The organism is Domibacillus indicus, from assembly GCF_000970685.1.
Taxonomy (GTDB): Bacteria; Bacillota; Bacilli; order Bacillales; family Domibacillaceae; genus Domibacillus; species Domibacillus indicus.
The window spans coordinates 36,412-62,191 of sequence record NZ_LAJB01000015.1; the positions used below are offsets into that span (position 1 = coordinate 36,412).

Sequence of the window (25,780 nt, forward strand, 5' to 3'; positions counted from 1 at the left end):
CCGTTCTTTCTTATTTATTCATTTAAAGAGGTGGAAAAATGACAGCGGTTTCTATTGGCAGTAATCTTTTTTTGCTTGATTTACATGATTCTGGATTTGAAAGAAGAACGGGCTCCTATGTTTTTCAGGAAGCGAAAAAAGCCATTATTGAAACAAGCGCCAGCCCTTCTGTTCCGTACCTGCTTAAAGGACTGCAAGAACTGTGCATACAGCCTGAAGAAATTGACTATATTATTGTTACTCACATTCATCTTGACCATTCTGGCGGCGCCGGTTTGTTTTTGCGGTCATGCCCGAATGCAAAGCTGATCGTCCATCCAAAAGGAGCCCGGCATCTGGCGGCGCCGGATAAACTGATTGCCAGTGCGAAAATGGTATACGGGGAACAGTTTGGCCATTTGTTTGATCCGATTGTGCCAGTTCCAGAGGAGCGGATTATGGAAATGGAAGACGGAGGAAAAATCAATCTTGGGGAACGGGAACTGACATTTATTCATACGCCGGGCCATGCCAATCATCATTTTACGATTTATGATCAAAAATCGAACGGCATTTTTACAGGCGATACAGCGGGAATTCAATATGCGCATCTGACGGATGAAGGAATTCCCCTTTATATGCCGACCACTTCCCCAAATCAGTTTGATCCGGAAGCGATGAAGCGGTCAATCGAAAAAATCATGGCTTTTGAGCCGGAGCGGATTTACTTCGGCCACTATGGAATGACCGGGCACCCGAAGCAGGCTGTTGATTTGGTTTTGCGCTGGCTTGATGTGTATATGGAAGAGTTGCAAAAAGCGGAAACGGCAGAAGGGCTGGAAAAAAACCTCATGAAAAAAGTAAATCATTATTTAAGTGAAAAAGGAGTACCAGCCAGCCATCCTGTTTATCAATTGTTGAAAATAGATTTACAGGTCAGTGCGCAGGGGATGATCCATTATAAGGAAAAACAGCACTCGAAATGAGTGCTGCTTTTTTTGCGTTGAGGTGGACGGTTATCCGAAAATTAATTTCTCGATGCGCGAGAGAACGAATCTGAAGCATCCTAAAATTTAACATTCTTAAGTGGTTATGTAGCCGTTCTTCCTGAATTCGTTTTGAATAAAGGTGGGTGAACCTTTATTTTCGGAGGTAAGGGACTTCGGAAAAGCTGGCAACACGAAAAAAGTTAAATTATGATTGGTGAGGTAAGGCAGCGGTGTCTTCGCATGCTTCGATAGGTTTTGATCGCATGAAGCGAAAAGGGCGGTTTTCTTTTAAAACGCCGACTGCAAAAAAACATTTTAAGATGTTAAAACCGCCGGCGCATTTCTCTTTCTTTTTTATTTACCATAAAAATATTATGTAAAGTAAAGATAATTTATACTTATCTATACATAAAAATAAAAACCCTTATATATTAAGGGTTCACAGCAGTTTTTAGTGCTGATTTGTAATTCAGGTGACTAAAAGGGGACCGAATAATAATAATTTAAAAGATGCTTGTTAATTTCGCAACAGCTTCCCGCTCGTTTTCTCTGGTTAAGTGCGAATACGTATCCATGGTCAGTGTAATCGTGCTGTGACCCAGTCGTTCTTGAATCACTTTGATATTCACGCCGTTCGATAATAAAAGGGAAGCGTGAGTATGGCGCAGGTCATGGAACCGAATTCGCTTTAAGCCATGTTTCTCCGTAAACTCGATAAAGTATTTTAAAAAAGTCTGCGGAAGATGCGGGTAGCCGTCCGGACGGCAAAAGATCAAATCCATTCCTTCAATGCCTTTCCATTTGGAACCGTAAGCCATTCGAGTTTTCTTTCCTTCAGTAATATACTTGCGTAATTCTTTCATATAATTATCCGGCATAGGGATAATGCGTGTTTTCTTGTTTTTCGGATCGCCCAGATAATACGTATCTTTTTTCGTGTCGTGAACCAGCGTGTGCTTCACTGTAATAGTATTGTCCGCAAAATTTACATTCTCTATCGTCAAGCCCAGAATTTCCCCGAGGCGCATACCGGAAAGAACAGCCATTTTGATAACCATTCGATGCTTTGGCATGGCCTTCTCCAAAACCTCAAATAGTTGCTTTACTTCATTTATATCGTAAAACAGCATTTCTTTTCTTTGTTGTTTTGTTCTTTTAACCGTCTTTGCCACATTCTCCGGCATCAGATCCCACTCAACCATTTTTTGCAGCATCAGCCGGTTTACCCGCAGCTTATAATCCGCCGATTTCACATCTTCTTCGATTAAATGGTTGTTAAATTCGACCATATGGAATTTCTTTAAGTCTTTTAGCTTCATTTCTCCGAAAAAATCTAATGCTGCCTGGATATTTTGCTCATACGCTTTTTGTGATTGGAAGGAAAGATGTGAGACATGATTTTTAAGCCATAAGGCAGCAGCTTCCCTGTATGTAAGATTATTCGTATCAATCGGGCCGCTGGTGGCTGCTTCAATTTCAAACTCGGTGATTGCCTTTTTAATGGCGCGAGAGGAGAGCGTTTTGAGAGAAACCGTTTTTTTGCGCCGGATCCGTTTGCCGCGCTCATCATAGCCTAACTCAACAGTAATCTTTATACGGGGAAGCTCGGTTTTGTCGCCGGGTTTTTTTTTATTCAAAACAATGTAACTCGACATAAGGATATCTCCTTTCACTCCGTTTGTGCTTATTCTTATAGAAACCCTACAACACTTTTTAGGGTTCTGTCAAAAGAATTTCAAGCAATTCAGTGCAGGCGTACCAGTGATTAAGTTCTCTGGACTAAAAAATATCATTCATATAAACTATTATTACATGTATTTGGCAGCGGCATTCTCTTTTTAAGGAGGCAGCCGGAAAGGAAGCTCCTAATCCCTGCCTGTTTTTTTATAGGAGAAAGTGAAAGGATGGAGGCTGTTTATATGAAAATGTCTGTTACCCGCGCTCTGGCAGAATTGAAGCTGCTGGACAAGCGGATCAATTCTGTTATGAGTTCCGCAAAATTTGTTACCTTTGCTGTCGGCAGTAAGCCGGTTAGCGGTTATGCGTCTACAAAAGAATACGAGGAAAAAGTAACATCCGCCTATCAGTCTGTTACAGATTTGATCCAGCGGCGCAATGATATTAAATCCGCAATTGTTCTTTCCAACGCAGCGACGAAAGTGAGTATTGCGGATAAAGAGTATACAGTGGCAGAAGCGATTGAACGCAAAACATCGATTCAGTACGAAATGCAGCTGATGAGGAAAATGAAAAGCGAATACACGGCGGTTACAGATGAAATCCAGCGTATTAACGAAGCTGTAAAAGAAGAGCTGGACAGGAAGCTGGATGCTCTCTACGGCCGCGAAGCGAAAACAAAAGTAGATGAAAACAATGAGCTTGTGAAAAGCTACCGTAATGACAATGAAGCAAAAATGGTCGATCCGCTTAAGATTCGCGGAGAATACGAAAAGCTGGAGCAGGAAATTGACGAATTTCTATCAGAAGTCGATTTTGTTCTTTCCACTTCCAATACCTTGACAGAAATCGAAGTGCCGGAATAAGATTAAGCTGTTAGTCAATCGAAAATCAGCAAAACTGAACAGGTGCCGGCGGCTTTGACCATACAGCCGCCATTTTTAATCAATCCATTTGAGGGATAGTGAATAGAAACGCGAGCGAGCGTAATCAGGCTGAAAGCTCAAAGTTGAACGTTCAAGCCTCAAAGGTCAGGAATTAAACTTCTTATAAATGGAAAAGTTCAGGGATCAGAAATGATAAGTTCGATGAAATCCGTGAGCACGGCTTATGCGGCGGTTGTTTATCGGCCGCGCTGATTGCCGCATGGCTGGTTGGCTAACATATACATAAAGCGGCTGCTGTTCATTCGGCAGTCGTTTTCTTATGCCGGTCCGCGTTTGAGAAAACGTTCCTTCTCGCTTTAATTAAAGCGGTTCATTCTTTTCCGTATAGGGAACAGATAAAGAAGAGCGGAAAAGGAAAGGAGACTGCCGCATGAAAATCGGATATGCCTGCATCAACATGACGATGCCTTCAAAATTTAAAACATGCCGGCTGAAAACAGCCGAGACAGAAGGGATGGCAAAAATAAAAGAGCTTGCCCTTCATAATTTTAATGAAACGCTTGAGATAATAAAATGGAATATTGAGCATGATATTTATTTTTACCGGATGAGCAGCAATCTTGTACCGCTTGCCACACATCCGGTAATGACCTGGGCGTGGGAAAAAGACGAGGATGTTCTTCGCATTACCGATCAAATCAAAGAACTCGTTGATTTTTATTCGCTGCGCCTTTCGGTCCATCCAGGCCAGTACACACTGATTAACTCGCCCAATGAAGAAATAGTGCAGAAGTCAATTATCGACCTGGAGCATCACCGGCAATTGCTGGCTCTTACCGGAGGGACGGATATGATCCTGCATGTAGGCGGTGCCTACGGCGATAAAGAAGCGGCGAAGAAGCGGTTTGTTTCCGCGTTTCACGAGCTGCCGGACTCCATTAAAAGCGTAATGCGGATTGAAAATGATGATAAAATTTTTACCGCTGAAGATGTTCTGGACATATGCGGAAAAACAGGAGCGTCCGCCTGTTTTGATATTCATCACCATACCTGTAAGCATGAAGAAAACAGCACAAATGTCGATGAGCTTATGCGGAGGGTGATCGCGACGTGGGAGGGCGCCGGCATTCCGCCTAAAATGCACATCAGCTCGGGACGGAATGGAAAAACAGACCGGGCGCACCATTCTTATATTTTACAAGAAGACTGGGACTACTTTATGGAGCATCTTCCGGATTATTCGGTAGATGTAATGGTCGAGGCGAAAATGAAGGAGCAGGCGGTGCTGAGAGTAAGGGAGATGCTTTGAAAAATGCACTTTCTTCCGAAAGTGCATTTTTCAGCTCAGCAAAGGAATCCGCTTCTGGTATTGCCGGATCAGCGACTGATTGTATTCATCAGCATCCGGCCGGTTGCCGCTTAAAAAAACCGGCGGTGTAAAGCCGGACTTCATCATTTTTTCAATGGCTGATGCCATAATGCCGTTTAAGAGTGCGGCGCCCATGACAGTGGAAACCGGTGAAAAAGGGGCAGGACACTGTTCGGGCGTGAACAGGGCATCTCCGTAAGGAGCGCCGTTGTCAATCACCAGACCGGCAGCCTCATGCAGTTTTATTTTTTTCGTGTGTCTGGAGCGGGCGTTTTTTGCGTACGCTTCCGAGGTAATGGCAATGGTTTTGGCGCCCGCTTTTTGTCCGTGAAGCGCCACATCAACCGGAACAGGATTAATGCCCGAAGTCGAGACGACAATTAATACATCTTCGGGACGAATATCGAGTTCTTCTATATAGGGGGCCAGTCTTCCGTTTTGGCGTTCGAGCATGGAAGAACGGACTGCGCCTTTGTGCAGCATCAGCTCTTCAACCAGGATGGGACGGATGCAGGCGAGCCCTCCTGCCCGGTAAAAAAGCTCCTCTGCCAGCATATGCGAATGCCCGCAGCCAAACACATGAATAATGCCGCCTTTTTGAACACAGCCTGATATCCATTCCGCTGCTATGTCTGCCTTCTTTGTCTGCTTTTGAGCTGTTTCAACCAGCATATCAGCTGCCTGGCGAACATATTGTAAATACATAGGATCACTTCCTTACCGGTTAATATCGATCGTAAATTTGTAGCGGTCGGCCCGGTAGGATGACTTTACGTACTCAAGCGGTTTGCCGTCTTTTAAAAAGGTATTCCGCTCAATCAGTAAAACAGGCGCGCCTTTTGAAACGAGGAGATGCGTCCGTTCCGTTTCGTTTGCAACAGCTGCTTCCATCGACTGAACAGCATGTCCGATCGCAAGGCCGAGTTCCTCCTCGATATAACGGTAAAGAGAGGAGGCGACCACTTTTTCTGTCAGCCCTTTTACTAAGTTAGCTGAAATGTAAACGGTTTCTAAAGCCATTGGCACCTCGTCAGCCAGGCGAATCCGCTTCATTTCGTAAACCGGTGTATGTTTTTTTAAGGCAAGCCGCTCCGCTATTTTCTTATCCGCGGGAATAATTTCGAAGGAAAGCAGGGTACTCCGGGGCGTCATCCCGCGCGCTTTCATGTCTTCTGTGAAACTCGTTAACCCGGAAAGCTTCTGTTCTAGTTTTTGTTCTGCCACAAAGGTTCCGCGTCCTTTTTGCCGGACTAAAAGGCCGGCATTTACAAGGTTCGTAATGGCCTGCCGGACTGTCATCCGGCTGATAGTAAGCTGTTCAGCATATTCCCGCTCAGACGGGAGCGGGTCACCCGGCGCCAATTCGCCGTTTTCAATCTGCCCCCGGAGAAAATGCTCCAGCTGAAAATAAATTGGCAGAGGGGACTGTTTATCAATCATACGATTTCTATCCTTTCACGTAGCAGACGAAAGTGCTTCGTCGTCTGCTAGTATTGTAACATGTGGATGATGATGGAGCACAGAAGCAGGAAATGCTTCTGATATTTCACCTGAAAATAACCGCTTGATGGCTTCGGCTTTTTTAAAGCCGGATGCAAGCAGCAAAATATTCCGGCTTTTCATAATCGACGCAATTCCCATTGTGATAGCCTGCTTCGGCACATCTTCAATTGAAGGGAAAAACCGGGCATTTGCCTGCCGGGTAGAAGAAGTGAGTGCCGTAATATGAGTCGTCCGGCCAAACGGTGTGCCGGGTTCGTTAAAGCCGATATGCCCGTTTTGTCCGATGCCGAGCACCTGAATGTCTATCGGATGCTGATCAATCAACGCTTCATAACGATCGCATTCTTTTTTTACATCTGCCGTTTCTCCATTAGGAAGGTGGGTATTGGACGGCAGGACGTCAAGGTGGCAAAAAAGATGCTGTTCCATAAACGAATGATAGCTGTTTGGATCGGAAACGGGCAGCCCGATATATTCATCCAGATTAATCGTCGTCACCTGCTTGTAGGAAGTGCCGTTTTTTTGATGATCCAAAATTAATTCGGCATATAACCCTTTTGGAGTAGAGCCTGTCGCCAGGCCCAGGACCGGGCTGCCAGCCTGGTTCAATACAGACAGTATACATTCGGCGGCTTTTCTGCTCATTTGTTCATAGCCGGGCACCCGGATTATGTTCATCCTTTTTCCTCCTTATTATAAGCTGCAGCTCCGCGGCAGATTGTTTTTTGGACGCGGAACCGGGCATCGTAAATCACAAGATCTGCATCCTTCCCGACCGCAATACTGCCTTTTCGGTCGAATAAGCCTGCTTGCCTGGCCGGGTTTTCCGCGGTCATCCGGATAATATCGCGGACCGTGCAGTTAGTGTATTCCCGCATATTTTGAATAGCTTTTTGCATGGATAAAGTGCTTCCGGCAAGTGTTCCGTCATGCAGAACCGCCCTGCCGCCTGTTACGCTGACCGGCTGTCCTCCTAATTCATATTCTCCGTCCGGAAGGCCTTTGGCGCGCATGGAATCGGTAATTAATATGGCACGGTCCGCTGTTTTATAAAAAAACGCAAGCCGGACCATCTGCGGGTGGATATGAATGCCGTCGACAATCATTTCTGTATAAAGCCTGTTTTGAAGAAGGGCGCCGCCGGCCGTGCCGGGCTCCCGGTGATGCATGCCGCGCATTCCGTTGTACAGGTGAGTGATATGAGTCAATCCCATTTCGGCCGCTCGCTCAAGCTGCTCAAAGGTCGAATCGGTATGGCCGGCTGAAGCGGTAATACCGGCTTTTGCTAAAAATGCTACAAGCTCAAGTCCGTTTGGCTCTTCAGGTGCCAGCGTCACAAGGCGGATTTTTCTGCCTGAAAGGGCATTCCACTTTTTAAAAAGCGGCACGTCCGGCTGTAAAACAGCGGCAAGCGGCTGGGCGCCGGGGTGTCTGGGGGAGATGAACGGGCCTTCTAAATGAATGCCGGCCATTTCTGCTGCACCGGGCTGCTGGCTATAGGAGGCAAGGCAGCCGAGTGCTTTTTCAATTGCTTCTTTTTTCTGTGTCATTGTGGTGGCCAAGAAAGCAGTGGTGCCTTCAGAGGGGAGATAGCCCGCTATCTGGTCCAGGGATTCCCGGGAAGCATCCATAACATCTGCACCTGCAGCGCCATGAATATGGATATCAATTGCACCCGGAACGACCATGGAGTCAGGAGGGATCGTTATGTGCCCCGTTGATTTATGCACCGGCACTTGTTCAATCGGGCCAAACGAGGCGATTTTTCCGCCGGTTACCCGGATAAAGCCGGGAGTAAATACCTCTTCTTCTGTATAAACCGATCCGCCTTGAATAATATAATCATTCATACTGTGACACCCCGACTTTTCTTTTTCATTAGCTTCAGTTTAACGAAGTATCAGCTGGTTGTCTATACCAATATCGTGAAATTCAATAGAAAACAACTTGATTTACTCGTAAATTGGTATAGACAACTATATTTATTTCGTGGTAAGGTTTGTTAATAAAAGCGTTTTCTTTTTTTGTCTGCAATTTATTTTAAGGGGGAATGGCAGGGATGATGAAATATCTGCAGAACATTGGCCGGTCGCTTATGCTTCCAGTAGCGGTGCTGCCGGCAGCCGCGATTTTGATGGGAATTGGTTACTGGATCGATCCGTCAGGCTGGGGAGCGGATAACGCACTGGCTGCTTTTTTAATTAAAGCGGGCTCCTCCATCATTGACAATATGGCCTTCCTGTTTGCTGTTGGTGTCGCGCTTGGCATGTCAAAGGACAGGGATGGATCTGCAGCATTAAGCGGGCTTGTTGCTTTTCTTGTCGTAACGACGATTTTATCCACCGATTCTGTTGCCATGCTGCAGGGAACGGAGCCTGAAAACGTGAATGCAGCCTTTGAGAAAATTAACAATCAATTTATTGGTATTTTATCCGGTTTAATTGCTGCTATTATGTATAACCGGTTCAGCCATGTGCAGCTGCCTGATGCCCTTGCTTTTTTCAGCGGTAAGCGGCTTGTACCTATTATGACGGCAGTATCCATGCTGGCAATCTCGGGTATTTTGTTTTTCATCTGGCCGGTCATTTTTAGCGGACTTGTGTCATTTGGTACAGCTATAAGCAAGCTTGATTTTATCGGAGCGGGTCTGTACGGCTTTTTCAACCGGCTGCTTATTCCGACCGGCCTGCATCATGCCCTCAATTCCGTGTTCTGGTTTGATGTGGCGGGCATTAACGACATCGGCAATTTCTGGGCCGGGACGGGAGAAAAAGGCGTAACCGGCATGTATCAGGCAGGCTTTTTCCCCGTTATGATGTTTGGCCTGCCGGCAGCCGCTCTTGCGATGTATCATACAGCAAAAACAAAACGGAAAAAGCAGGCCGCTTCTCTTTTGCTGGCCGCCGGATTTGCTTCCTTTTTCACAGGCGTTACAGAACCTTTGGAATTTTCCTTTATGTTTTTAGCTCCTGCGCTTTATGTAGTGCATGCTGCATTAACGGGCCTTTCGCTCGCTGCGGCCGCTTTCTTTCACTGGACAGCGGGCTTTGGCTTCAGCGCCGGCTTTGTTGATTTCGTGCTGAGTTCACGGCTTCCGCTTGCGAATATGCCGTATATGCTTCTTCTTCAAGGATTAATTGTTGCTGTTATTTATTACGTGCTGTTCCGGACCCTGATTGTGAAGTTCAACTTGAAAACGCCTGGCAGAGAGGAAGAGCAGCTTCAAGCAGACGGGCCTTCTCTTAATTCAGGAAGCCGCTTTGAACACACAGCCGCCGTTATTTATGACGGACTCGGGGGCGGTGCCAATGTTATTTCTGTAGATAACTGTGTGACCCGGCTGCGCGTGGAGGTAAGAGATATGGAAAGTGTGGATCAGGAAAAAATCAAATCAACCGGCGTGCCGGGCATTCACATTGTCGGCCCCCACAGCATCCAGGTGATTGTCGGCACAAATGTACAGTTTGTAGCCGATGAAATTGCCCGCCTCCGAAAAAAACACGCGTAACAAGAAGCCGGCATCCGACGCATCCAATTTTATCATTATAAGAAGGGCACCGTTCATTGAGATGAACAGTGCCTTTGTAATTACTAATTACTCATCAGTTGTGTCATCGGAGGAATGGTCTTCCTCATCTGCATGGGGAAGCTGGACAGGATGTGCATCTTTTATAATCCGAATCGGCCTCATCATGTCATGGTCTTCGTGTTCAAGAAAATGGCAGTGCCAGATGTAATTGCCTGTATGCTCTTTAAAATGCATGATGATTTTGGTTACCATTCCTACGTCGGCTTTTACTGTATCTTTCCAGCCCCGTTCGTAATCCCGTGGCTCCTCTGCCGGCCCCGTAAATTCAAGTACACCTTCATTTTCATAGCGTTCTGCATTAAACGGACGGCGCTCTATAATCTTAAACTGCACAAGGTGAACATGAATGGGATGCGGAATCTGTGTAACATTAATTAAGTTCCAGATCTCAATACTGTCAAATGACGGCTTTTCTGTTGCGGGATCATGATACATCCGGTCATTCAGCATCAGCATCGGCCGTCCGTATTCGTCCGTGGAAACGGTCAAAGGCAGGTCTCTGGAAATATGTGCATGATGCTCATGCAGCTCCATTGCCGGAGCGAGCTCATCCGGGATTGCACTGGTGTCCGTGCCTAGCAATGGAAGATCGACCCGGAACTGCATGATGACACTTGTGTGCTCATCCAGAAATTCCGTATCACTGTTTTGCAGGGTGATTTCTTTCCCTTCCATTCCTGTAAAATCAATGATTACATCGGTACGTTCAGAAGGAAGCAATTCAACCGACGACAGCTCGGCCGGCGTGTTGAGAAAGCCCCCGTCCGTGCCGATTTGATAAAAAGTCTTTTCGTCTGACAGGCTTATTACATAACCTCTACGGTTTGAAGCATTTAAAATCCGGAACCGGTATTTGCGCGGTTCCACTTTAAGGTGCGGCCATACTTTCCCATTTACCACAATGGTATTTCCTAGAACCCCCGGCGTAATAGATGGGTGGACGGGCACGGGAAAAGGCGGGGCATCTGGATAAAAAAGAGAACCATCTTCATTAAAAGATCTGTCCTGAATCATTAACGGAATTTCGTATCGCCCTTTTGGCAGCTGAAGCCTTTCCTCGAGCGAATCACGAAGCAGATAAAAGCCTGCGAGTCCTGCATATACATTCAATCTCGTTAACCCCATTGAGTGGTCGTGATACCAGAGCGTTGTTCCCGGCTGGTGGTTTGTATAGGCATGCACTTTCCGGCGGAACAGCGGGCCGGTCTTTTCGTAATTTTGCGTATACCAGGCTTCGGGATGACCGTCACTCTTCCAATCTACATTGGCTCCATGAAGATGAACAACCGACCGGACTTCAGGCGAATCGGAAGCGCTGTGCAGCGTATAATCAACAGGGAGAAAATGGGTTTCGGGCAGCTTGTTTTCATACTTTATATACATTGTTTTGTTTTTCTCTGCTTCAATGGTAGGCCCTGGGCTGATTCCGTTATATCCCCAAATCCGTGTTCTCGGAAAATCTTTGTGGAAACGGTGGCGTGATTCTTTCATGGCAATTTTGTAGAAGGAACCTTTCGGATAACGGTCGTCCTCGAAAGGCTGGAGTACAGGCGGCTTTCTCAATTCATCCGCGAATTTTGGAATCGTAGCTGGATTCGAGGGATTTACATTTTGACTCAAAAGACCACACCTTCCTGATAATTTCAGGCTGTTTATGCCCAAATTATCCATATGCGGCGGGCTTCTGCTATAGCACTTTTATATGAAAGCTGGAGGGGGGGCCTTAAAAAGAAAAGCGAAAAGCGGCCTGGAAGAGTTCAAGCCGCTTTCTTCTTTTTCGTTTATGCCTGCCGGTACACCCGCCTGTTTAAATAAAAAAACAGGGTAGGCAGGCCGCCGAGACGAATAAATTGTTTGGCCATTCTTTTTAAATGCTTATCCTCCTGAACTTTTCTGTCAGCCAGATAAATGGCGATAAGACCTTTGTTGATGAGCCGGTGGAATTTGGGATTCGGCAGATGGCGGATACTTACTCCGGCTTTTTCTTTAAAATGCCGGATTCTTTTTATCATTTCTTTTTCATCTTTATAGTAAAAAACAAAGTTTAAATCATTTTCTTTTCGGTCTTCTTCCTGGTCAATAAAATAATCAAGCATAATATGAAGCCCCTGAACCCAGGGGAAGTAGCCGTTTTTAACAGCGGCCGCTTCTTCGGTTTTTAAAGGGCCGGAAGCATAGGCGGCCAGGCAGAAAATTCCCAGGGTGGACCCGGCACAGGCAGAAAATTCATACCAGGCCATCGGAGGGACATTATGCCTGTGATGGGAAAACCAATTTTCGAGCAGAATAGTCCGTCTGCTTGTTTCGACATGTTTAAAGACCTGCAGATCACAATAATACCCTGCGAGCTCAAGCATAAAAGCCTGGGCGCTTTGAAAACCGGGCAGCTCATCTAACACATCCTGGCAGGCTGATACGAGAGAAGCCAGGTATCCGCCATCGTCCTGGTTCTGCCGGTGCCGGTAATAATTGACCGGCTTTGCTCCGGGAGTCAGGGCATGAAGCATAGACTGATGAAGAAGCCTGAAATCTTTTTCTTCCAGTGATATACTTCTGTCACAAAGATTATCCAAATAATCACTGAGCGTTTGATACGCGACAATAAAACGAATAATATTTTTCAAGTTTCGGCCTGCGAGCAATCCATACACAGCGCCCCCTTCACAGTGAAACGCTTTTTCTTGAATGCTGGCAAGCGCCTGCTTCCTCAATTCGCCATCAGGGATTTTATCTGCTTTTTCCTTCCATTCACTTAAACAGCGGCGGCTTGCCGGAAGGACGTCCTGCTGTATTTTAAACAAAAGGGTCCATGGTTTCTCCGGTATTTTCACCTGTATGCCCTCCTCAGTAACAGAATCAACATATTCGAATTGCTGGCGTGCTTTTAAATAAAGAAAGCTTACAAGTTATGACCACGCTGCAATAAAATCAGAAACTGCCTGTCCTTCTTGATAAGATGGCCATTTAGCGTTTTCTTTATACGATTTTTTACAAAACAACGGAGCAGCCGTTTGCCCTTTGCTTTTTGCACCGGCGATAGTTGAGAGAAGAAAAACGCATATGAAAAGCGGTAAAAGGGTAATAGTGGAGAGAAATGGAGGGTGATATGGATGATTGAATTTGACCAGGTGGAAAAAAGATACCGGGACGGCACGCAGGCCGTTCAAAAGCTGGACGTAACCATTGAAAAAGGAGAGTTTTTCGTATTAATCGGACCCAGCGGCTGCGGAAAAACGACCATGCTGAAAATGATTAACCGCCTGATTCCCGTTTCGGGTGGAACACTGCGGATTAACGGCAAAAATATTAACGAGTTTGATATTCACGAGCTGCGCTGGAATATCGGGTACGTGCTTCAGCAAATCGCTTTGTTTCCGCATATGACCATTGCTGAAAATATCGCTGTTGTGCCGGAAATGAAAAAATGGGACCGGTCCAAAGTTAATCGCCGTGTCGATGAGCTGCTTGAGATGACCGGTCTTGACCCCGCCATTTATCGAAATCGGAAGCCAGCAGAGCTCTCCGGCGGCCAGCAGCAGCGAATTGGCGTGATTCGTGCGCTTGCAGCGGACCCGGATATTATTTTAATGGATGAGCCATTCAGCGCCCTTGATCCAATCAGCCGGGAAAAGCTGCAGGACGATATATTGGAATTGCAGCAGAAAATTCAAAAAACCATTGTGTTTGTCACCCATGACATGAAAGAAGCAGTAAAGCTTGGAGACCGCATCTGCTTGATGCAGAATGGGCAGGTTGTTCAAATTGGAAACCCAGACGAGATCATCAGCAGCCCGGCAAATGAGTTTGTCCGTAACTTTATCGGCATACATTCACAAAAAGAACGCACACCAATAAAAGAAGTGGCCGCAGCGTTTCCGGTTCATGCAGTAGAAGGGCAGAGAATAGAAAGCCATGAAACGGCCGCAAAAGCTCTTCAGCTTCTGGCCAATACAGATGTGTTAACGGTTTATGAAAACGGACAGCCGACTGGAGCGGTTACCCGCCGGACGATCATTCAGTTTCTGGCTGAGGGGGTGCAGGCATGAACGAGCTGAAATCTGTTTTTTTCGAGCGGAAAGAAGAGCTGCTGGAGGCTCTTTTGGAACATATCCAAATTTCGTTTATTGCTCTTTTTTTCGCAGTGCTTATCGCCATTCCCCTGGGCATTTATTTAACACGCAGCCAAAAAGCGGCAGAAAGCATCATTGGCGCTGCTGCTGTTATGCAGACGATTCCGTCGCTGGCTCTGCTCGGCCTGCTTATTCCGCTGTTTGGCATTGGGAGAATCCCGGCCATCATTGCTCTTGTTGTATATGCACTTCTCCCGATACTGCGCAATACATACACAGGCATTAAAGAAGTGGATCCTTCTTTAATTGAAGCGGCCCGGGGAATGGGAATGAACTCGAAACGGCGGCTTATAAAAGTAGAACTGCCGCTGGCCATGCCGGTTATCATGGCCGGTATCCGCACGGCGATGGTGCTGATTGTCGGCACAGCGACACTGGCTGCTTTAATCGGTGCCGGCGGTCTTGGGGACATTATTTTGCTGGGGATCGACCGTAACAATACAGCATTAATTATTCTGGGGGCTATTCCGGCTGCGCTGTTAGCCCTTTTATTTGATGTGCTGCTGCGCCGCTTTGAAAAGCTTTCTTTTCGAAGAGCCGGCGTTGTGCTTGGTGTGCTGCTGGCCGTTTCGCTTTTCGTTCTTGCCCTCCCGCTGTTAGAGAAGGAAGAGGATAAAATAGTCATTGGAGCAAAGCTCGGCGCGGAGCCGGAAATTTTAATTAATATGTACAGGCTGCTGATTGAGCAGGATACGGATCTTTCGGTTGAATTAAAGCCCGGGCTTGGCAAAACCTCTTTTGTTTTTAATGCGCTTGATTCCGGAAGCATTGACCTCTATCCTGAATTCACAGGAACCGCCCTGTCCGAATTTTTAAAAGAGCCGGCTGAAAGCACAGATTCGCACGCGGTGTATGAACAGGCAAGGGACGGAATGAATGAACAGTTTGATATGAGGCTGCTTGAGCCGATGCAATACAACAACACCTATGCGCTGGCCATCCCATCTTCGTTAGCCGAGCAGTACGGCATTGAAACGATTACAGATGTTAAAAAAATTGAAAGCCAGGTGAAAGCGGGCTTTACCCTCGAATTTTCAGACCGGGAAGATGGCTATCTCGGCATTCAAAGGCTTTATGGCATTGATTTCCCTTCTGTTGTGACCATGGAACCAAAGCTGCGCTATCAGGCATTGCAAAACGGGGAAATTAATTTACTGGACGCTTATTCAACCGACAGTGAGCTGCAGGTATATGAGTTAACCGTGCTCGAAGATGACCGGAATTTGTTTCCGCCCTATCAGGGAGCGCCGCTTTTAACAAATGAAACCGCAGATGAGCACCCGGAGCTGGTTGAATCATTGACTAAACTTGCCGGCATAATTACAGACGAGGAAATGAGGGAAATGAATTACGAAGTAAATGTAAACAATCAGTCTGCCGAAGAAACAGCCCGGGCGTTTTTGCAAAAGAAAGGGCTTCTGAAAAAGTAAGCAAAACCCGGGCGGTTATACTGCCCGGGCTTTTGGCTTTATATCCACTTCCTTGATCAGGGCCCGCAGGCGGTTTTGCCACTTTTTCTTTAGAAGTAACGTCTCTTTTTTCGATACGTTCAATTTCCTTTCATAGCGCTCCAGCTTTTCGATCCAGTCCTGTACATCATTTATTTCGCCGAACTGGCTCTGAATGGCTTTATAATCATTTTCTTTCGAAGAATAGTCCTGGCCGGTCCGCTCGCTGAGATCTGCGTACATATAGCGGAGTAATTTCGCCTGGATACGGACCCGGTGCAGCGCTTTTACGGCTTTCGCTGACTGCTTTCCATGGGAGGCGGCCAGATGGTGGAAACGGACCGCTTTATCAGCAAACCGGTTTTCAAAGGACTGGATTTGCTGTTCCTGATCTACTACAGCAAGGAGAGAAGGCAGCTCATCTGATAAAAAAGCCGCCGACAGCTGCTTTACGTTTTTCAGCAGTTTCGGCATTTTTTGTTCCATCTTTTTCTGAAGCTTATTCCGTTTTCTCGCCACTTTTTTCAGCAGCTCCTGGTGAACGGCTCCTGACCGCCCTTCAAATGTCTGTAGAAATACATCCGCTTCCCGGATCGGGCTGAGGAGAGAATGAATTTCCTTAAGAGCAGACCTCAGGGGGTGGCGTTTTTTGACCTTAAGGAACTGCAGAAGAGAAGCAATCTTCCGGCCTGTTACCCGCGCCTGATGAATCGTCTCCAAGTCTCCGTTTTTGCAGCACTGCCTGCATAATTGGCGGAAACGATCGAATCTTTTTTTAAATAATACTGTCCATTGATTGGCCCGCTGGCGATTTCCTTCATTCAGGCATTCATCACAAAGAAAGCCGTCTTGAAGAGAAAGAAGTGAAAATTCCTTTTGACAAAGAACACAGGATTCCAGCTTATTATTCATAACCGTATCACCTGCTTTTTGTATTGGCTGCTTTTCTTTTCCCGCTTTTTCCAAAAAGATAACCTTTGTCATAAATACGAATATTTTTTAAAAATATTATTTTTATGTTCGTTTATGTGGTGATATAATAAAGGTGACATTTAAAATGCGCCACAAATAGAAAGAAAAAACGGATGTTTAGGAGAATGCTTTTATGAATGGATTACAGTCGAAAACGATTATGATGCTTGGTTCAGGAGAGCTCGGCAAAGAAGTTGTCTTAGAAGCGCAGCGGCTCGGTGTGAAAACGATCGCCGTAGACCGCTATGAGGACGCGCCGGCCATGCAGGCGGCTCATTCTTCGCATGTGGTGAATATGCTCGATGGCACAGCGCTTCGTGCACTGATTGAACAGGAAAAGCCGGATTTCATCATCCCTGAAATCGAAGCCATTGCAACAGAAACATTAATAGAGATTGAGAAAGAAGGCTTTCAGGTTGTGCCGACTGCAAATGCAGCGAACCTTACAATGGACCGGGAAGGCATCCGCCGCCTTGCCAGTGAAACGCTCGGGCTGCCGACAGCAAAATACGAATTTGCCGATACGCTTGATGAGCTGAAAGCAGCGATAAAAACGATAGGCACTCCGTGTGTGATCAAGCCGATTATGAGTTCATCGGGCAAAGGCCAGAGTATCTGCCGTTCACTGGATGACGCGGAATTCTGCTGGAATGCCGCGATGGAAGGCGGCCGTGCCCAAAAAACGCGGGTGATCATTGAAGAGTTTATTACCTTTGAATCCGAGATTACGCTGCTGACTGTACGTTCGGTTTCAGGCACGGCTTACTGTGCACCGATCGGCCATATTCAGCAGGATGGAGATTATATTGAATCATGGCAGCCGCATAATATGACAACAGGCCAGGTTGAACAGGCAAAGAACATTGCCAAAAAAATTACTGATGCGCTCGGCGGCTTTGGCTTGTTTGGTGTCGAGCTGTTTATAACAAAGAAGGGGGTTTATTTCAGCGAAGTATCGCCGCGGCCGCATGATACCGGCATGGTAACGATGGCAACGCAGGATTTATCTGAGTTCGCTATTCATATACGTGCTGTCCTTGGCTATCCGGTTCCGGAGATCCGCCTTCTTTCACCCGGAGCAAGCCGGACAGTAAAAGCATGGGAAGAGAAGTCTTCTTATGAGATCAGCGGCGTTGAAAAAGCGCTGGAAACACCGGGGACTCAGGTGCGGATTTTTGGCAAGCCGGAAACAAAAACAGGCCGCCGGATGGCGGTCGTCTTAAATGCTGCGCCATCTGTTCAGGAAGCACGGGAGCTGGCAGAAAAAGCGGCTTCTGCGATTTCGGTAACATACAGCTAAAAGAGCAGGCCGCCTGGATTTTCAGGCGGCCTGTTTTATGAAGCATCGGAGGTAAGTGAAGCTAAGATAGCTTTTGTTTCTTCGATTTTTTCTGTGTTGCCCTGTTTTATATATTCATGAAGCTCGCTTAAATAATAATCAAGTGTCTGATAATGTATTTCTTTAGAAAGGGCTGCTTTTCTTTTTTCGTGCTGCTCGGCGAGAGCGGTAAATTGAATAGACCGATTGAGCCGGTCCAAAACATCCTCATCCACAATTTTAGCGTAAATTAATTCCATTGTGCTGCGATGGCGGATGAAAGAAAATTGATTATTCGCAGCGGCATGATAAACATTTAAAATCATGGTGCCGCGGTCAAAGCCCCAGAAAATTAAATAATGCTGCTGTGCCAGCTCATGAACAATGCTTTTTAACTGCTCCTTTGACAAATGAAGAGACAAATTTTTATGTTCAATCATGCTCGGAGCCCCCTTGTTTAGTAAGCGTTTTCATTTATCCTATTATATGCGAAAAGAGGGATCGGGTTCAAGCGAGCGAACCGGGGAATTACCAGTTCGGCCGCTCTTTTTCCTCCAGTTCTTCCGCTGCTGCCTGCAAGTCGTACATAGTGACCATAAAAACAGGGTATTCGGCCGTTTCAGCCCGCTTGTCCGCTGCTGCTTTTAAAAATTTCGGGGAGCCTTCTCTTTCTTCGTCATAAATGAGCAAAAGAGCATCAGTATGATCAAGGGAAAACTCATCCCGCGCTCGAAACTGCCAGGGTCCCGAATACGGCTTTTTGGATACAGCGTCCGCGAAGTCCGCCTGGTTCATAATCTGATTGTAATGATCCTGACGTTCTTCTTTCCAGTTTTTTTCCTGTTCCAGAAAAGGCATAAGCACACCGAGCTTCAAGGCGGGGTATTCTTCTTTTAACAACAGGATCACCTCTGCGCCCCATAATTCAACACCCGGCTGCCCGCCGATGATCACCCACTCAAGCCCCTCCTCAATCAAGGCTCTCAGCCGCTGTTCAAGGGCGTATTTAATAACCGAAATTCCCGGGTGCTTTTGATCCCATATGCCAAGCTCGTGGCTTTTATAGCCGGAAAGTAAAATCGTTTTAAGCAATTCAACCACCTCGCGTTCATTATACATGGAACAATGGTAAAATAGAAAAAGATCAGCAGGAGAAGGGGAAACGAATGAAAGTTTTAACAATAGAAAGCTTAACAAAAACATTAGGTGAAAAAACACTATTTAACGATCTGTCATTTTCGATCGCAGAAGGAGATAAAGTGGGAGTGCTCGGTATCAATGGCACCGGCAAATCAACGCTGCTCAATGTAATCGCCGGGCTTGATGATTATGATTCAGGCAAAAAAGATCATCCAAATGACTATTCTATTTCCTATTTATCTCAAAACCCGAATTTCGATGAAAGCCTGACCATCATGGAATATATGTACGCAAGCCAATCAGCCGTATTTAATGCGATTCAAGAATACGAGGAGGCCCTGCTCCGCCTGCAGGAAAAGCCGGCAGATGAAGCAGGGCAGCAGGAGCTGATGAAACAGCAGCAAAAAATGGATGATCTCGGCGCCTGGGATACAAGCGCCGAGGCGAAAACCATTTTAACAAAGCTTGGCCTGCCCGAGTTTACCCGCAGGCTGTCCGAGCTCTCCGGCGGTCAGAAAAAGCGGGCTGCCCTGGCAAAAACGCTTATTGAAGCAGCCGATTTGCTTATTCTGGATGAGCCGACCAACCACCTTGACTATGACAGCATTAAATGGCTGCAGGAATACTTGAAAAAATCGCCAAAAGCTGTTTTGTTTGTGACACATGACCGTTATTTTCTAGATGAAGTGGCGAATAAAGTCTGGGAGCTCGAGCGCGGCAGGCTCCATGAATACAAAGGAAACTATGCAGATTTCCTGGAATCAAAAGCCATCCGCGAAGAAAATGAAGCACTTGAACAAAGCAAAAAAGAAAGCCTGTTTAAAAAAGAGCTTGCCTGGATGCGCAAAGGCGCCAAAGCGCGGACAACCAAACAAAAAGCCCGTATTCAGCGGTTTGAAGCGCTCGATGCGGATGTGAAAAACAAAACGCAGAGCGCGTCACTTGAAATGGACCTGGGAGGGGCACGCCTTGGCAAAAAGGTGCTGGAGGTAAAGCATCTTCAAAAATCCTTTGGCAGCCAGGTCATTCTGTTCGATTTTTCATTTCTGTTTAAGCGTGGTGACCGGGTCGGCATCGTCGGACGCAACGGCAGCGGAAAATCAACGCTCCTAAATATGATTGCCGGCCGCGAGCCTGTGGATGCGGGAGAGCTGGATCTGGGGCAGACGGTAAGGGTCGGCTATTATACGCAGGAAAATGAAGATATGGACGAAAGCAAGCGCATGATTGAGTACATCCGGGAAACAGCGGAATCGATTGAGCTGAAAGACGGCAGCTTTATTTCAGCCGCGCAGATGCTGGAGAAGTTTTTATTCCCAATGCACACTCATGGAACGCTGATCCGCAAACTGTCCGGCGGGGAAAAGCGGCGCCTTTATCTGCTGAATATTTTAATGTCGTCTCCAAATGTTTTACTTTTGGATGAACCGACCAATGATCTGGACACGCAAACACTGACCATTCTGGAAGACTATCTGGAACACTTTCCAGGTGTTGTGATCACAGTGTCCCATGACCGTTATTTTCTTGACAAAGTGTGCAGCCAGCTTTTTGTTTTTAAAGGGAACGGTGCGGTAGATCACTACTATGGCATTTATTCCGATTTTCTGGAAGAACAGCAGGAAGAGGCTTCTGCGTTAGAGGCGAAGCCAAAAGCCCCGGCTGCTCCGCCGCGCCCTGAGCGGAAAAAGAAAATGTCGTATTCAGAAACACGGGAATGGGAAACCATTGAGGATGACATGGAAGCGGTCGAACAGCGGATCGCTGCCATAACGGAGGAAATGGGAACAGCCGGCAGCGATTTTGAAAAATTAAACAGCCTGATGGCAGAAGAGACTGCTTTAAAAGAGAAACTTGAGTATATGCTGGAGCGGTGGGAGTATCTCGCCGAAAAAGCGGAAGGGTAAAAAAAAGAGCTTCTGACTTTTCAGAAGCTCCAAGAGTAGAGACAAAGTTAGAAAGCAGGCTGAATGAAAACGCCTGTCTTTCCAAGAACGCGGCCGGCCTTTTTGGGGCCATGATCATTCACAGCCGGTAAGTGACGCCGAAAGCGGACGTTTGCCAACAGCCTGAGAGCTTCTGATTTTTCAGAAGCTCCTTTTTTGTAGAGAGATTACCTGACAATCGTCGCCCGCCAGCTGCCGCCGCCCCGGTCACAGGTGAATTGTCCAGAGACTGTTCTGCCGTCACCGGACAGTGTGCCTCGATAATCACAATTGTTTCCGTCGCTGCTGTTCCGCCGTGCCACCCGTACAGTATTGCCATCAATAGAAATGCTCAGCACCGCTGTTACATCCTGCTGCCCGGGCTGAGTCCAGCGGGCATCAAAAATATTGCTGTTTCCGCGCCTCGTCCATACCCCCGTCCAGCCGCCTTCCTGTTCGTTCCATCTTCTGCCCAGGCGGTCTTCAGGCTGATCACGCCGCTCAATAACCGCACTCCATGAGCCGCCGCCGCGATTGCAGATGTTTTGGCCGCTTGCTGTTCTTCCATTTGAACCGAATATTCCTGTGTAATTGCAATTATTTCCATCGCTGCTGTTTCGGCGCAAAATAAAAATATAAGGGCCGGATGTGTAGATTGTCAATACCGCCGTAATGTCGGGCTGTCCTGCCTGTGACCACCTTCCATCAAATACATTGCTGTTTCCTCTGCGTGTCCATACGCCGCGCCAGCTGCCTTCCTGCACAATCCAGCGCCGCCCCAGGCCGTAGGGCTGCTGCTGTACAGGCACCACATTGGCAGGGACAGCATCAAAGGGAACAACATTGAATCCGGGGTAAAATGAATGCCAGTATGGATACATGCTTTTTTCCTCCATTTTCAAAATGAAATCCTTCCTCCTTATGATATGCCGGGAAGCGGAAACGGGAACAAAACGAGCAGCCCGCAGTGGCGGGGAGATTAACAGGGAGAAGGAGAGATAGAAAAAGTCGACAAAACTTGCTAAAAAAATCGGTTTTCGTTTGACATGTTTTTCTTTTTTGGCACGGTATGATAAAAGAAAAAAAGGTGAGTGGGAGAATGAACCGGAAGATAAACTGGTGCTGCAGCAAATGTCAAAAGCCAATACTTGCAAACGATTTGATTGCCTGGACTAAAAAAGAAACGCTCGTTCATTTAATTTGCGACGCTTCACAATTGATGGAAGGTGTCCACTATATCGGACGTGCAGAAGAAGTAATGAACGAAAAAGAGGCGCCCGGCCGGCACCACGCTTGAATAGAAATATAACTGTACCGCTTCGCTTCATATCAACAAGGAATCAGCCGCACTCAGACATGTATGCGTTTAAAACGACCGGTGTTGCTGCCGGCTGATAAGTCTTGTTCTTCAAACCTATCCAAATCTTTTTGTATCCGCTTACAAACCATCATTTTTGATGGTTTTTTCCGCTTATCCGGCACACCTCAAAACGGCACTATTCCCTTTGTTTTTCGTAAAAAATAATTTACTTTTTATTCCAATAATATAGACTTAATTGATTATTTGCTTATCCAATAAACCGGCCAAAAGATTCGTGTTTCCAGCAGAAAGGCCGTTCTGCATTTATCTTTTCTTACGTTCCCTCTATAATAGGAAAATATATGAAAAAATGTATTGGATGGAAACGAGGGACTTAGGATGACAACCATCGGAATTGATTTAGGGACATCAAACAGCCTTGTGGCTTACTGGGGAGAAAAGGGGCCGGTCATTATCCCCAATATATTGGGCGAACGGCTGACGCCTTCTGTAGTGAGCCTGGGCGAGAATGGGGAAATGCTTGTCGGGGAAATTGCAAAAGAGCGGCTTATTACACACCCGGCTAATACGGCGGCGGTTTTTAAGCGCCACATGGGAACAGAGAAGCATTATTCGTTGGGCTCCTATCATTTTTCTCCCGAAGAACTTTCTTCCTTTGTGTTAAAGGCACTTAAACAAGATGCGGAAGCTTTCCTGGGGGAGGAAGTGACAGAGGCGGTTATCAGTGTACCTGCTTATTTCAATGACCGGCAGCGAAAAGCAACCCGGAAGGCAGCCGAGCTTGCCGGCCTCCAGGTGGAACGGTTAATCAGCGAGCCGACAGCGGCAGCGATTGCTTACGGGCTTCATGAAGCACAGAGTGAAACAAAGTTTCTCGTATTTGATTTAGGCGGCGGTACATTTGATGTGTCCATTCTTGAATTATTTGAAGGAATCATGGAAGTAAAGTCCATTGCGGGTGACAACTTTTTAGGAGGAGAAGACTTTACGGCTCTTCTTTCGGACTGGTTTATGGAAGTGAACGGGCTAAAGCGGGAAGAGCTGCTGCCAGCACAGCTTGCTTCCATATGGAAGCAGGCGGAAGAATGCAAAAAGAAGCTTGGCGGCCAGCAGTCTGCTGTTATTCGACTGCAGATAGAAGGAGAGATGATTCAGTCTTCCATTACCCGCACCCAATTTGAAAAGCTTGCACAGCCGCTTTTATTGCGGCTTCGCCAGCCGATCGAGCGGGCGCTGCATGACGCGGGCATTCATCCAACAGAAATTGATTCGGTTGTTTTAATTGGCGGCGCTACCAGAATGCCTATTATTAAAAATGTGACTGGAAAATTATTCGGCCGGCTCCCACTGGGAATCATTCATCCGGATGAAGCGGTGGCACTGGGCACTGCCGTACAGGCCGCCTTAAAAGAGCGGAACGAAACGGTGGAAGAGCTGATCCTGACAGATGTCTGCCCTTATTCACTGGGAACCAGTGTTGCCAAACAGATTAAGCCGGATGAGTATGAGCCGGGACATTATTTGCCAATTATTGAAAGAAATACACCCATTCCAGTCAGCAAGGTGGAAAGGCTGTACACAGTGTCTGATTTCCAGACCGCGCTCAAGATTGATATTTATCAGGGTGAAAGCCGGCATGTAAAAAACAATTTAAAGCTTGGCGAGATTTCTGTGGAGGTAGAACGGGCTCCTGCGGGCGAGCAGTTCATTGATGTCCGCTATACATATGATATAAACGGGCTTCTGGAAGTGGAAGTCACCATTGTAAAAACGGGCGAGAAAAAAAGAGTGCTGGTAGAACAAAATCCCGGCAGCCAGACACAGGAAGAAATAGAGGCACGCATGAAAGAGCTGCAGGCAATCAAAATTCATCCGCGGGAACGGACAGAAAACCGGCTGCTTCTGGCAAAAGGAGAGCGTTTCTATGAAGAATCATTAGGCGAAAAAAGACAAAGAGCCGCAGCTGTACTGGACTGGTTTGAGCGGATACTCGCAAGCCAGGACGAGCAGGATATCCGGCATGCTGCCGAGCGTTTCAAGCAGGAGCTGTCACTGCTTGAAAGGTGGGACGGCTTCGAATGACATATTGGGATATTCTTGGCATTGAACCGGTAGATGACCCCTCCACCGTCAAAAAAGCATATGCAAAAAAGCTGAAGCTTCATCATCCTGAAGATGACCCGGAAGGCTATCAGCGGCTCCGGGAAGCTTATGATGCCATTAGAAAACAATTAAAAAAGGGGCTTAGCCGGATCCCGGAAAAACAACAGGCCGCACCGGCGCAGACGGAGCAGGCACCAGTGATGACTGCCATACTTGAGCCGGAGAAGGCCGGGGGTCGTGAAGACAGCGAAGAAACGGTCAATGCTTTTATATCTAAAGTATTGGAGCTGTATAGGGATGTGCCGCAGCGGCTTCAGCTGGACAGCTGGATCAATCTCCTGAACGAGCCGGCTTTATGGGATTGGTCTTTTAAAAAGAAAGCCGGCACTCAGCTGTTTGTATTTTTAAAAGAGCACCCGCTGCTGCCAAAGGATGTCTGGCTGCTGCTTGAAGAAAGCTTTCAGTGGCGCGAGTCCATTCCTGAATATATGCTGGATAACGACCCAGATCTTTTTAGGTTTTGGACAAGCTATCAAAAATATTTTGGTCCTTATCCGTCCTTTTCCTTTGAAGAGATTGCCCGGCAGGAAGGAGTGGACGCAGATGCGTTTCTTCAAAAACGTGAATACGCCCTGGATGCGTTTCTTGCCGGCCGCCTGACAGAAGCCAGACTCGCTGCAGAAGAAGCTTTTTCTCTTTTTTCGGAAGATCCTGACCTGCTGAGGCTTCATGGAGAAATCTACATACAGCTGGGCGAATATGAACAAGGTGCTTTGCTTTATGAGCAGTATCTTAAATCGAGGCCGGAAGACAAAGAAGCAGTGCTGGCACTGGCTCGTACGGAGTATGCCAGAGGGAACTGGAAAAAGACGGCTTCTTTATGCGAGGAATTAACCAATTTTTCGCAGCACCCCGGTGTATTGAGCCTGCAGGCCAAATGCCAGCTGAAAGAAAAAGAAGCAGAAAAAACGCTTTGTATCTGGAAGGACATTCAGAAAAAGTGTTCTTATGATGCGGAAAGCTTTGTTTATTTAACGAAACTTCACGCGTATATACGGGATCACCGGCTCAAGCTTAAACGAACACCCGGACTGCCCGCCCGGCGTGAGACGAAAGCGGCGCTTATGAAAACCTCTCCTGCTGCACGTGCCGGCCTTTTTTGCCGGTTTGTTTTTGAAGGCTTTAACTCCTTCCTCGCTATTTTAATGATTGTCAGCTGGATTGGGGTGTTAAAAACCGCATATGGAAGCAACCCGTTCGAGTTTATGCTGCTTATTATAGGCTCCCTGCTGTTTCCCAATGTTTCACTCAGCTTTATCGATTCAAAAGCCCCTTTTATTTGGCTGGCCCTATTCAGCTGGGGTTTCTATTATTTAGCCCGTTCGATATTCCGTGCTCTCAGGGCGGTACGATATTAGAAAGAGGAGGGA

General features: G+C 46.7%; 22 protein-coding genes. 11 read left to right on the forward strand and 11 right to left on the reverse strand.

Translation table 11 applies throughout. The features are described 5' to 3' along the window. Positions 1–38: 38 nt before the first annotated feature. Entirely contained in the window at positions 39–965 is a 927-nt protein-coding gene (locus tag VP98_RS14675) for an MBL fold metallo-hydrolase (RefSeq protein ID WP_046176159.1), read from the forward strand. Between the two features lie 506 nt (positions 966–1,471). Here VP98_RS14675 and VP98_RS14680 read toward each other — a convergent pair. Beyond that, positions 1,472–2,623, reverse strand: coding sequence for a tyrosine-type recombinase/integrase (locus VP98_RS14680; RefSeq protein WP_046176160.1), 1,152 nt, complete (start codon positions 2,621–2,623; stop codon positions 1,472–1,474). Positions 2,624–2,887: 264 nt separating this feature from the next. Here VP98_RS14680 and VP98_RS14685 point away from each other — a divergent pair, with 264 nt between their 5' ends. Together VP98_RS14685 and uvsE are read left to right on the forward strand one after the other, a co-directional pair. After that, complete coding sequence (locus VP98_RS14685; protein ID WP_046176208.1) at positions 2,888–3,511, forward strand: hypothetical protein; 624 nt, start codon at positions 2,888–2,890, stop codon at positions 3,509–3,511. A 451-nt stretch (positions 3,512–3,962) separates the two neighbouring features. After that, complete coding sequence (gene uvsE, locus VP98_RS14690) at positions 3,963–4,841, forward strand: UV DNA damage repair endonuclease UvsE (RefSeq protein ID WP_046176161.1); 879 nt, start codon at positions 3,963–3,965, stop codon at positions 4,839–4,841. Positions 4,842–4,871: 30 nt separating this feature from the next. Here uvsE and VP98_RS14695 read toward each other — a convergent pair whose 3' ends face one another. From VP98_RS14695 to nagA, 4 genes are read right to left on the reverse strand one after another with little or no spacing between them, the layout of a single operon-like run. Continuing rightward, positions 4,872–5,606 carry an SIS domain-containing protein gene (locus VP98_RS14695; protein WP_046176162.1) on the reverse strand — a complete coding sequence of 245 codons (735 nt, stop codon included), beginning with the start codon at positions 5,604–5,606 and terminating at the stop codon, positions 4,872–4,874. Positions 5,607–5,618: 12 nt separating this feature from the next. After that, the gene (locus VP98_RS14700; protein ID WP_046176163.1) at positions 5,619–6,341 is read right to left on the reverse strand and encodes a GntR family transcriptional regulator; all 723 of its coding nucleotides are present in this window, start codon (positions 6,339–6,341) and stop codon (positions 5,619–5,621) included. Between the two features lie 15 nt (positions 6,342–6,356). Further along, positions 6,357–7,082 carry a glucosamine-6-phosphate deaminase gene (gene nagB, locus VP98_RS14705; RefSeq protein WP_046176164.1) on the reverse strand — a complete coding sequence of 242 codons (726 nt, stop codon included), beginning with the start codon at positions 7,080–7,082 and terminating at the stop codon, positions 6,357–6,359. After that, positions 7,079–8,254 carry an N-acetylglucosamine-6-phosphate deacetylase gene (gene nagA, locus VP98_RS14710; RefSeq protein WP_046176165.1) on the reverse strand — a complete coding sequence of 392 codons (1,176 nt, stop codon included), beginning with the start codon at positions 8,252–8,254 and terminating at the stop codon, positions 7,079–7,081. The genes nagB and nagA overlap by 4 nt, the downstream gene beginning before the upstream one ends. Before the next feature lie 209 nt (positions 8,255–8,463). On the opposite strand from nagA, the gene nagE reads away from it, so the two are divergent. Beyond that, complete coding sequence (gene nagE / locus VP98_RS14715) at positions 8,464–9,912, forward strand: N-acetylglucosamine-specific PTS transporter subunit IIBC (RefSeq protein ID WP_046176166.1); 1,449 nt, start codon at positions 8,464–8,466, stop codon at positions 9,910–9,912. An 87-nt stretch (positions 9,913–9,999) separates the two neighbouring features. Here the strand turns inward: nagE and VP98_RS14720 are convergent, their stop codons facing one another. Both VP98_RS14720 and VP98_RS14725 read right to left on the reverse strand, forming a co-directional pair. Continuing rightward, the gene (locus tag VP98_RS14720) at positions 10,000–11,613 is read right to left on the reverse strand and encodes a multicopper oxidase family protein (protein WP_231584191.1); all 1,614 of its coding nucleotides are present in this window, start codon (positions 11,611–11,613) and stop codon (positions 10,000–10,002) included. A gap of 161 nt (positions 11,614–11,774) precedes the next feature. Further along, the gene (locus VP98_RS14725; RefSeq protein ID WP_046176168.1) at positions 11,775–12,824 is read right to left on the reverse strand and encodes a tetraprenyl-beta-curcumene synthase family protein; all 1,050 of its coding nucleotides are present in this window, start codon (positions 12,822–12,824) and stop codon (positions 11,775–11,777) included. A gap of 279 nt (positions 12,825–13,103) precedes the next feature. Between VP98_RS14725 and VP98_RS14730 the strand changes: the two genes are divergently transcribed. Together VP98_RS14730 and opuFB are read left to right on the forward strand one after the other, a co-directional pair. Continuing rightward, the gene (locus VP98_RS14730; protein ID WP_046176169.1) at positions 13,104–14,039 is read left to right on the forward strand and encodes an ABC transporter ATP-binding protein; all 936 of its coding nucleotides are present in this window, start codon (positions 13,104–13,106) and stop codon (positions 14,037–14,039) included. After that, on the forward strand, positions 14,036–15,553 hold the full coding sequence (gene opuFB, locus VP98_RS14735) for an osmoprotectant update ABC transporter permease/substrate-binding subunit OpuFB (protein WP_046176170.1): 1,518 nt from the start codon (positions 14,036–14,038) through the stop codon (positions 15,551–15,553). Before VP98_RS14730 ends, opuFB begins: the two co-directional genes overlap by 4 nt. Before the next feature lie 15 nt (positions 15,554–15,568). Here the strand turns inward: opuFB and VP98_RS14740 are convergent, their stop codons facing one another. Then, complete coding sequence (locus tag VP98_RS14740) at positions 15,569–16,537, reverse strand: CHAD domain-containing protein (protein WP_197076605.1); 969 nt, start codon at positions 16,535–16,537, stop codon at positions 15,569–15,571. A 139-nt stretch (positions 16,538–16,676) separates the two neighbouring features. Here VP98_RS14740 and purT point away from each other — a divergent pair, with 139 nt between their 5' ends. Further along, the gene (purT, locus tag VP98_RS14745) at positions 16,677–17,843 is read left to right on the forward strand and encodes a formate-dependent phosphoribosylglycinamide formyltransferase (protein WP_046176172.1); all 1,167 of its coding nucleotides are present in this window, start codon (positions 16,677–16,679) and stop codon (positions 17,841–17,843) included. Positions 17,844–17,878: 35 nt separating this feature from the next. On the opposite strand, the gene VP98_RS14750 is transcribed toward purT, so the two are convergent. Both VP98_RS14750 and VP98_RS14755 read right to left on the reverse strand, forming a co-directional pair. Beyond that, positions 17,879–18,301, reverse strand: coding sequence for a hypothetical protein (locus VP98_RS14750; RefSeq protein ID WP_046176173.1), 423 nt, complete (start codon positions 18,299–18,301; stop codon positions 17,879–17,881). A gap of 88 nt (positions 18,302–18,389) precedes the next feature. Continuing rightward, positions 18,390–18,953, reverse strand: coding sequence for a DUF1273 domain-containing protein (locus VP98_RS14755; protein ID WP_046176174.1), 564 nt, complete (start codon positions 18,951–18,953; stop codon positions 18,390–18,392). A gap of 74 nt (positions 18,954–19,027) precedes the next feature. Here VP98_RS14755 and VP98_RS14760 point away from each other — a divergent pair, with 74 nt between their 5' ends. Continuing rightward, positions 19,028–20,908, forward strand: coding sequence for an ABC-F family ATP-binding cassette domain-containing protein (locus tag VP98_RS14760; RefSeq protein WP_046176175.1), 1,881 nt, complete (start codon positions 19,028–19,030; stop codon positions 20,906–20,908). A gap of 206 nt (positions 20,909–21,114) precedes the next feature. Here VP98_RS14760 and VP98_RS14765 read toward each other — a convergent pair whose 3' ends face one another. Continuing rightward, positions 21,115–21,807: a hypothetical protein gene (locus VP98_RS14765; protein WP_046176209.1), complete on the reverse strand. Its 693-nt coding sequence runs from the start codon at positions 21,805–21,807 to the stop codon at positions 21,115–21,117. Between the two features lie 218 nt (positions 21,808–22,025). On the opposite strand from VP98_RS14765, the gene VP98_RS14770 reads away from it, so the two are divergent. From VP98_RS14770 to VP98_RS14780, 3 genes are all read left to right on the forward strand, one after another. Beyond that, positions 22,026–22,223 carry a hypothetical protein gene (locus tag VP98_RS14770; RefSeq protein ID WP_046176176.1) on the forward strand — a complete coding sequence of 66 codons (198 nt, stop codon included), beginning with the start codon at positions 22,026–22,028 and terminating at the stop codon, positions 22,221–22,223. A gap of 402 nt (positions 22,224–22,625) precedes the next feature. Then, positions 22,626–24,329 (forward strand): molecular chaperone HscC, encoded by a 1,704-nt coding sequence (locus tag VP98_RS14775; protein WP_046176177.1) that lies wholly within the window; start codon positions 22,626–22,628, stop codon positions 24,327–24,329. Then, positions 24,326–25,768, forward strand: a complete 1,443-nt coding sequence (locus VP98_RS14780) for a tetratricopeptide repeat protein (RefSeq protein WP_046176178.1) — start codon at positions 24,326–24,328, stop codon at positions 25,766–25,768. Before VP98_RS14775 ends, VP98_RS14780 begins: the two co-directional genes overlap by 4 nt. The last annotated feature ends 12 nt before the right edge of the window (positions 25,769–25,780 follow it).

What these genes read in the sequence shown, in the direction of transcription:
- VP98_RS14675 (WP_046176159.1), top strand. Translation starts at nt 39, where the DNA reads ATGACAGCGGTTTCTATTGGCAGTAATCTTTTTTTGCTTGATTTACAT.
- VP98_RS14680 (WP_046176160.1), bottom strand. Translation starts at nt 2,623, where the DNA reads ATGTCGAGTTACATTGTTTTGAATAAAAAAAAACCCGGCGACAAAACC.
- VP98_RS14685 (WP_046176208.1), top strand. Translation starts at nt 2,888, where the DNA reads ATGAAAATGTCTGTTACCCGCGCTCTGGCAGAATTGAAGCTGCTGGAC.
- uvsE (WP_046176161.1), top strand. Translation starts at nt 3,963, where the DNA reads ATGAAAATCGGATATGCCTGCATCAACATGACGATGCCTTCAAAATTT.
- VP98_RS14695 (WP_046176162.1), bottom strand. Translation starts at nt 5,606, where the DNA reads ATGTATTTACAATATGTTCGCCAGGCAGCTGATATGCTGGTTGAAACA.
- VP98_RS14700 (WP_046176163.1), bottom strand. Translation starts at nt 6,341, where the DNA reads ATGATTGATAAACAGTCCCCTCTGCCAATTTATTTTCAGCTGGAGCAT.
- nagB (WP_046176164.1), bottom strand. Translation starts at nt 7,082, where the DNA reads ATGAACATAATCCGGGTGCCCGGCTATGAACAAATGAGCAGAAAAGCC.
- nagA (WP_046176165.1), bottom strand. Translation starts at nt 8,254, where the DNA reads ATGAATGATTATATTATTCAAGGCGGATCGGTTTATACAGAAGAAGAG.
- nagE (WP_046176166.1), top strand. Translation starts at nt 8,464, where the DNA reads ATGATGAAATATCTGCAGAACATTGGCCGGTCGCTTATGCTTCCAGTA.
- VP98_RS14730 (WP_046176169.1), top strand. Translation starts at nt 13,104, where the DNA reads ATGATTGAATTTGACCAGGTGGAAAAAAGATACCGGGACGGCACGCAG.
- opuFB (WP_046176170.1), top strand. Translation starts at nt 14,036, where the DNA reads ATGAACGAGCTGAAATCTGTTTTTTTCGAGCGGAAAGAAGAGCTGCTG.
- purT (WP_046176172.1), top strand. Translation starts at nt 16,677, where the DNA reads ATGAATGGATTACAGTCGAAAACGATTATGATGCTTGGTTCAGGAGAG.
- VP98_RS14750 (WP_046176173.1), bottom strand. Translation starts at nt 18,301, where the DNA reads ATGATTGAACATAAAAATTTGTCTCTTCATTTGTCAAAGGAGCAGTTA.
- VP98_RS14760 (WP_046176175.1), top strand. Translation starts at nt 19,028, where the DNA reads ATGAAAGTTTTAACAATAGAAAGCTTAACAAAAACATTAGGTGAAAAA.
- VP98_RS14765 (WP_046176209.1), bottom strand. Translation starts at nt 21,807, where the DNA reads ATGTATCCATACTGGCATTCATTTTACCCCGGATTCAATGTTGTTCCC.
- VP98_RS14770 (WP_046176176.1), top strand. Translation starts at nt 22,026, where the DNA reads ATGAACCGGAAGATAAACTGGTGCTGCAGCAAATGTCAAAAGCCAATA.
- VP98_RS14775 (WP_046176177.1), top strand. Translation starts at nt 22,626, where the DNA reads ATGACAACCATCGGAATTGATTTAGGGACATCAAACAGCCTTGTGGCT.
- VP98_RS14780 (WP_046176178.1), top strand. Translation starts at nt 24,326, where the DNA reads ATGACATATTGGGATATTCTTGGCATTGAACCGGTAGATGACCCCTCC.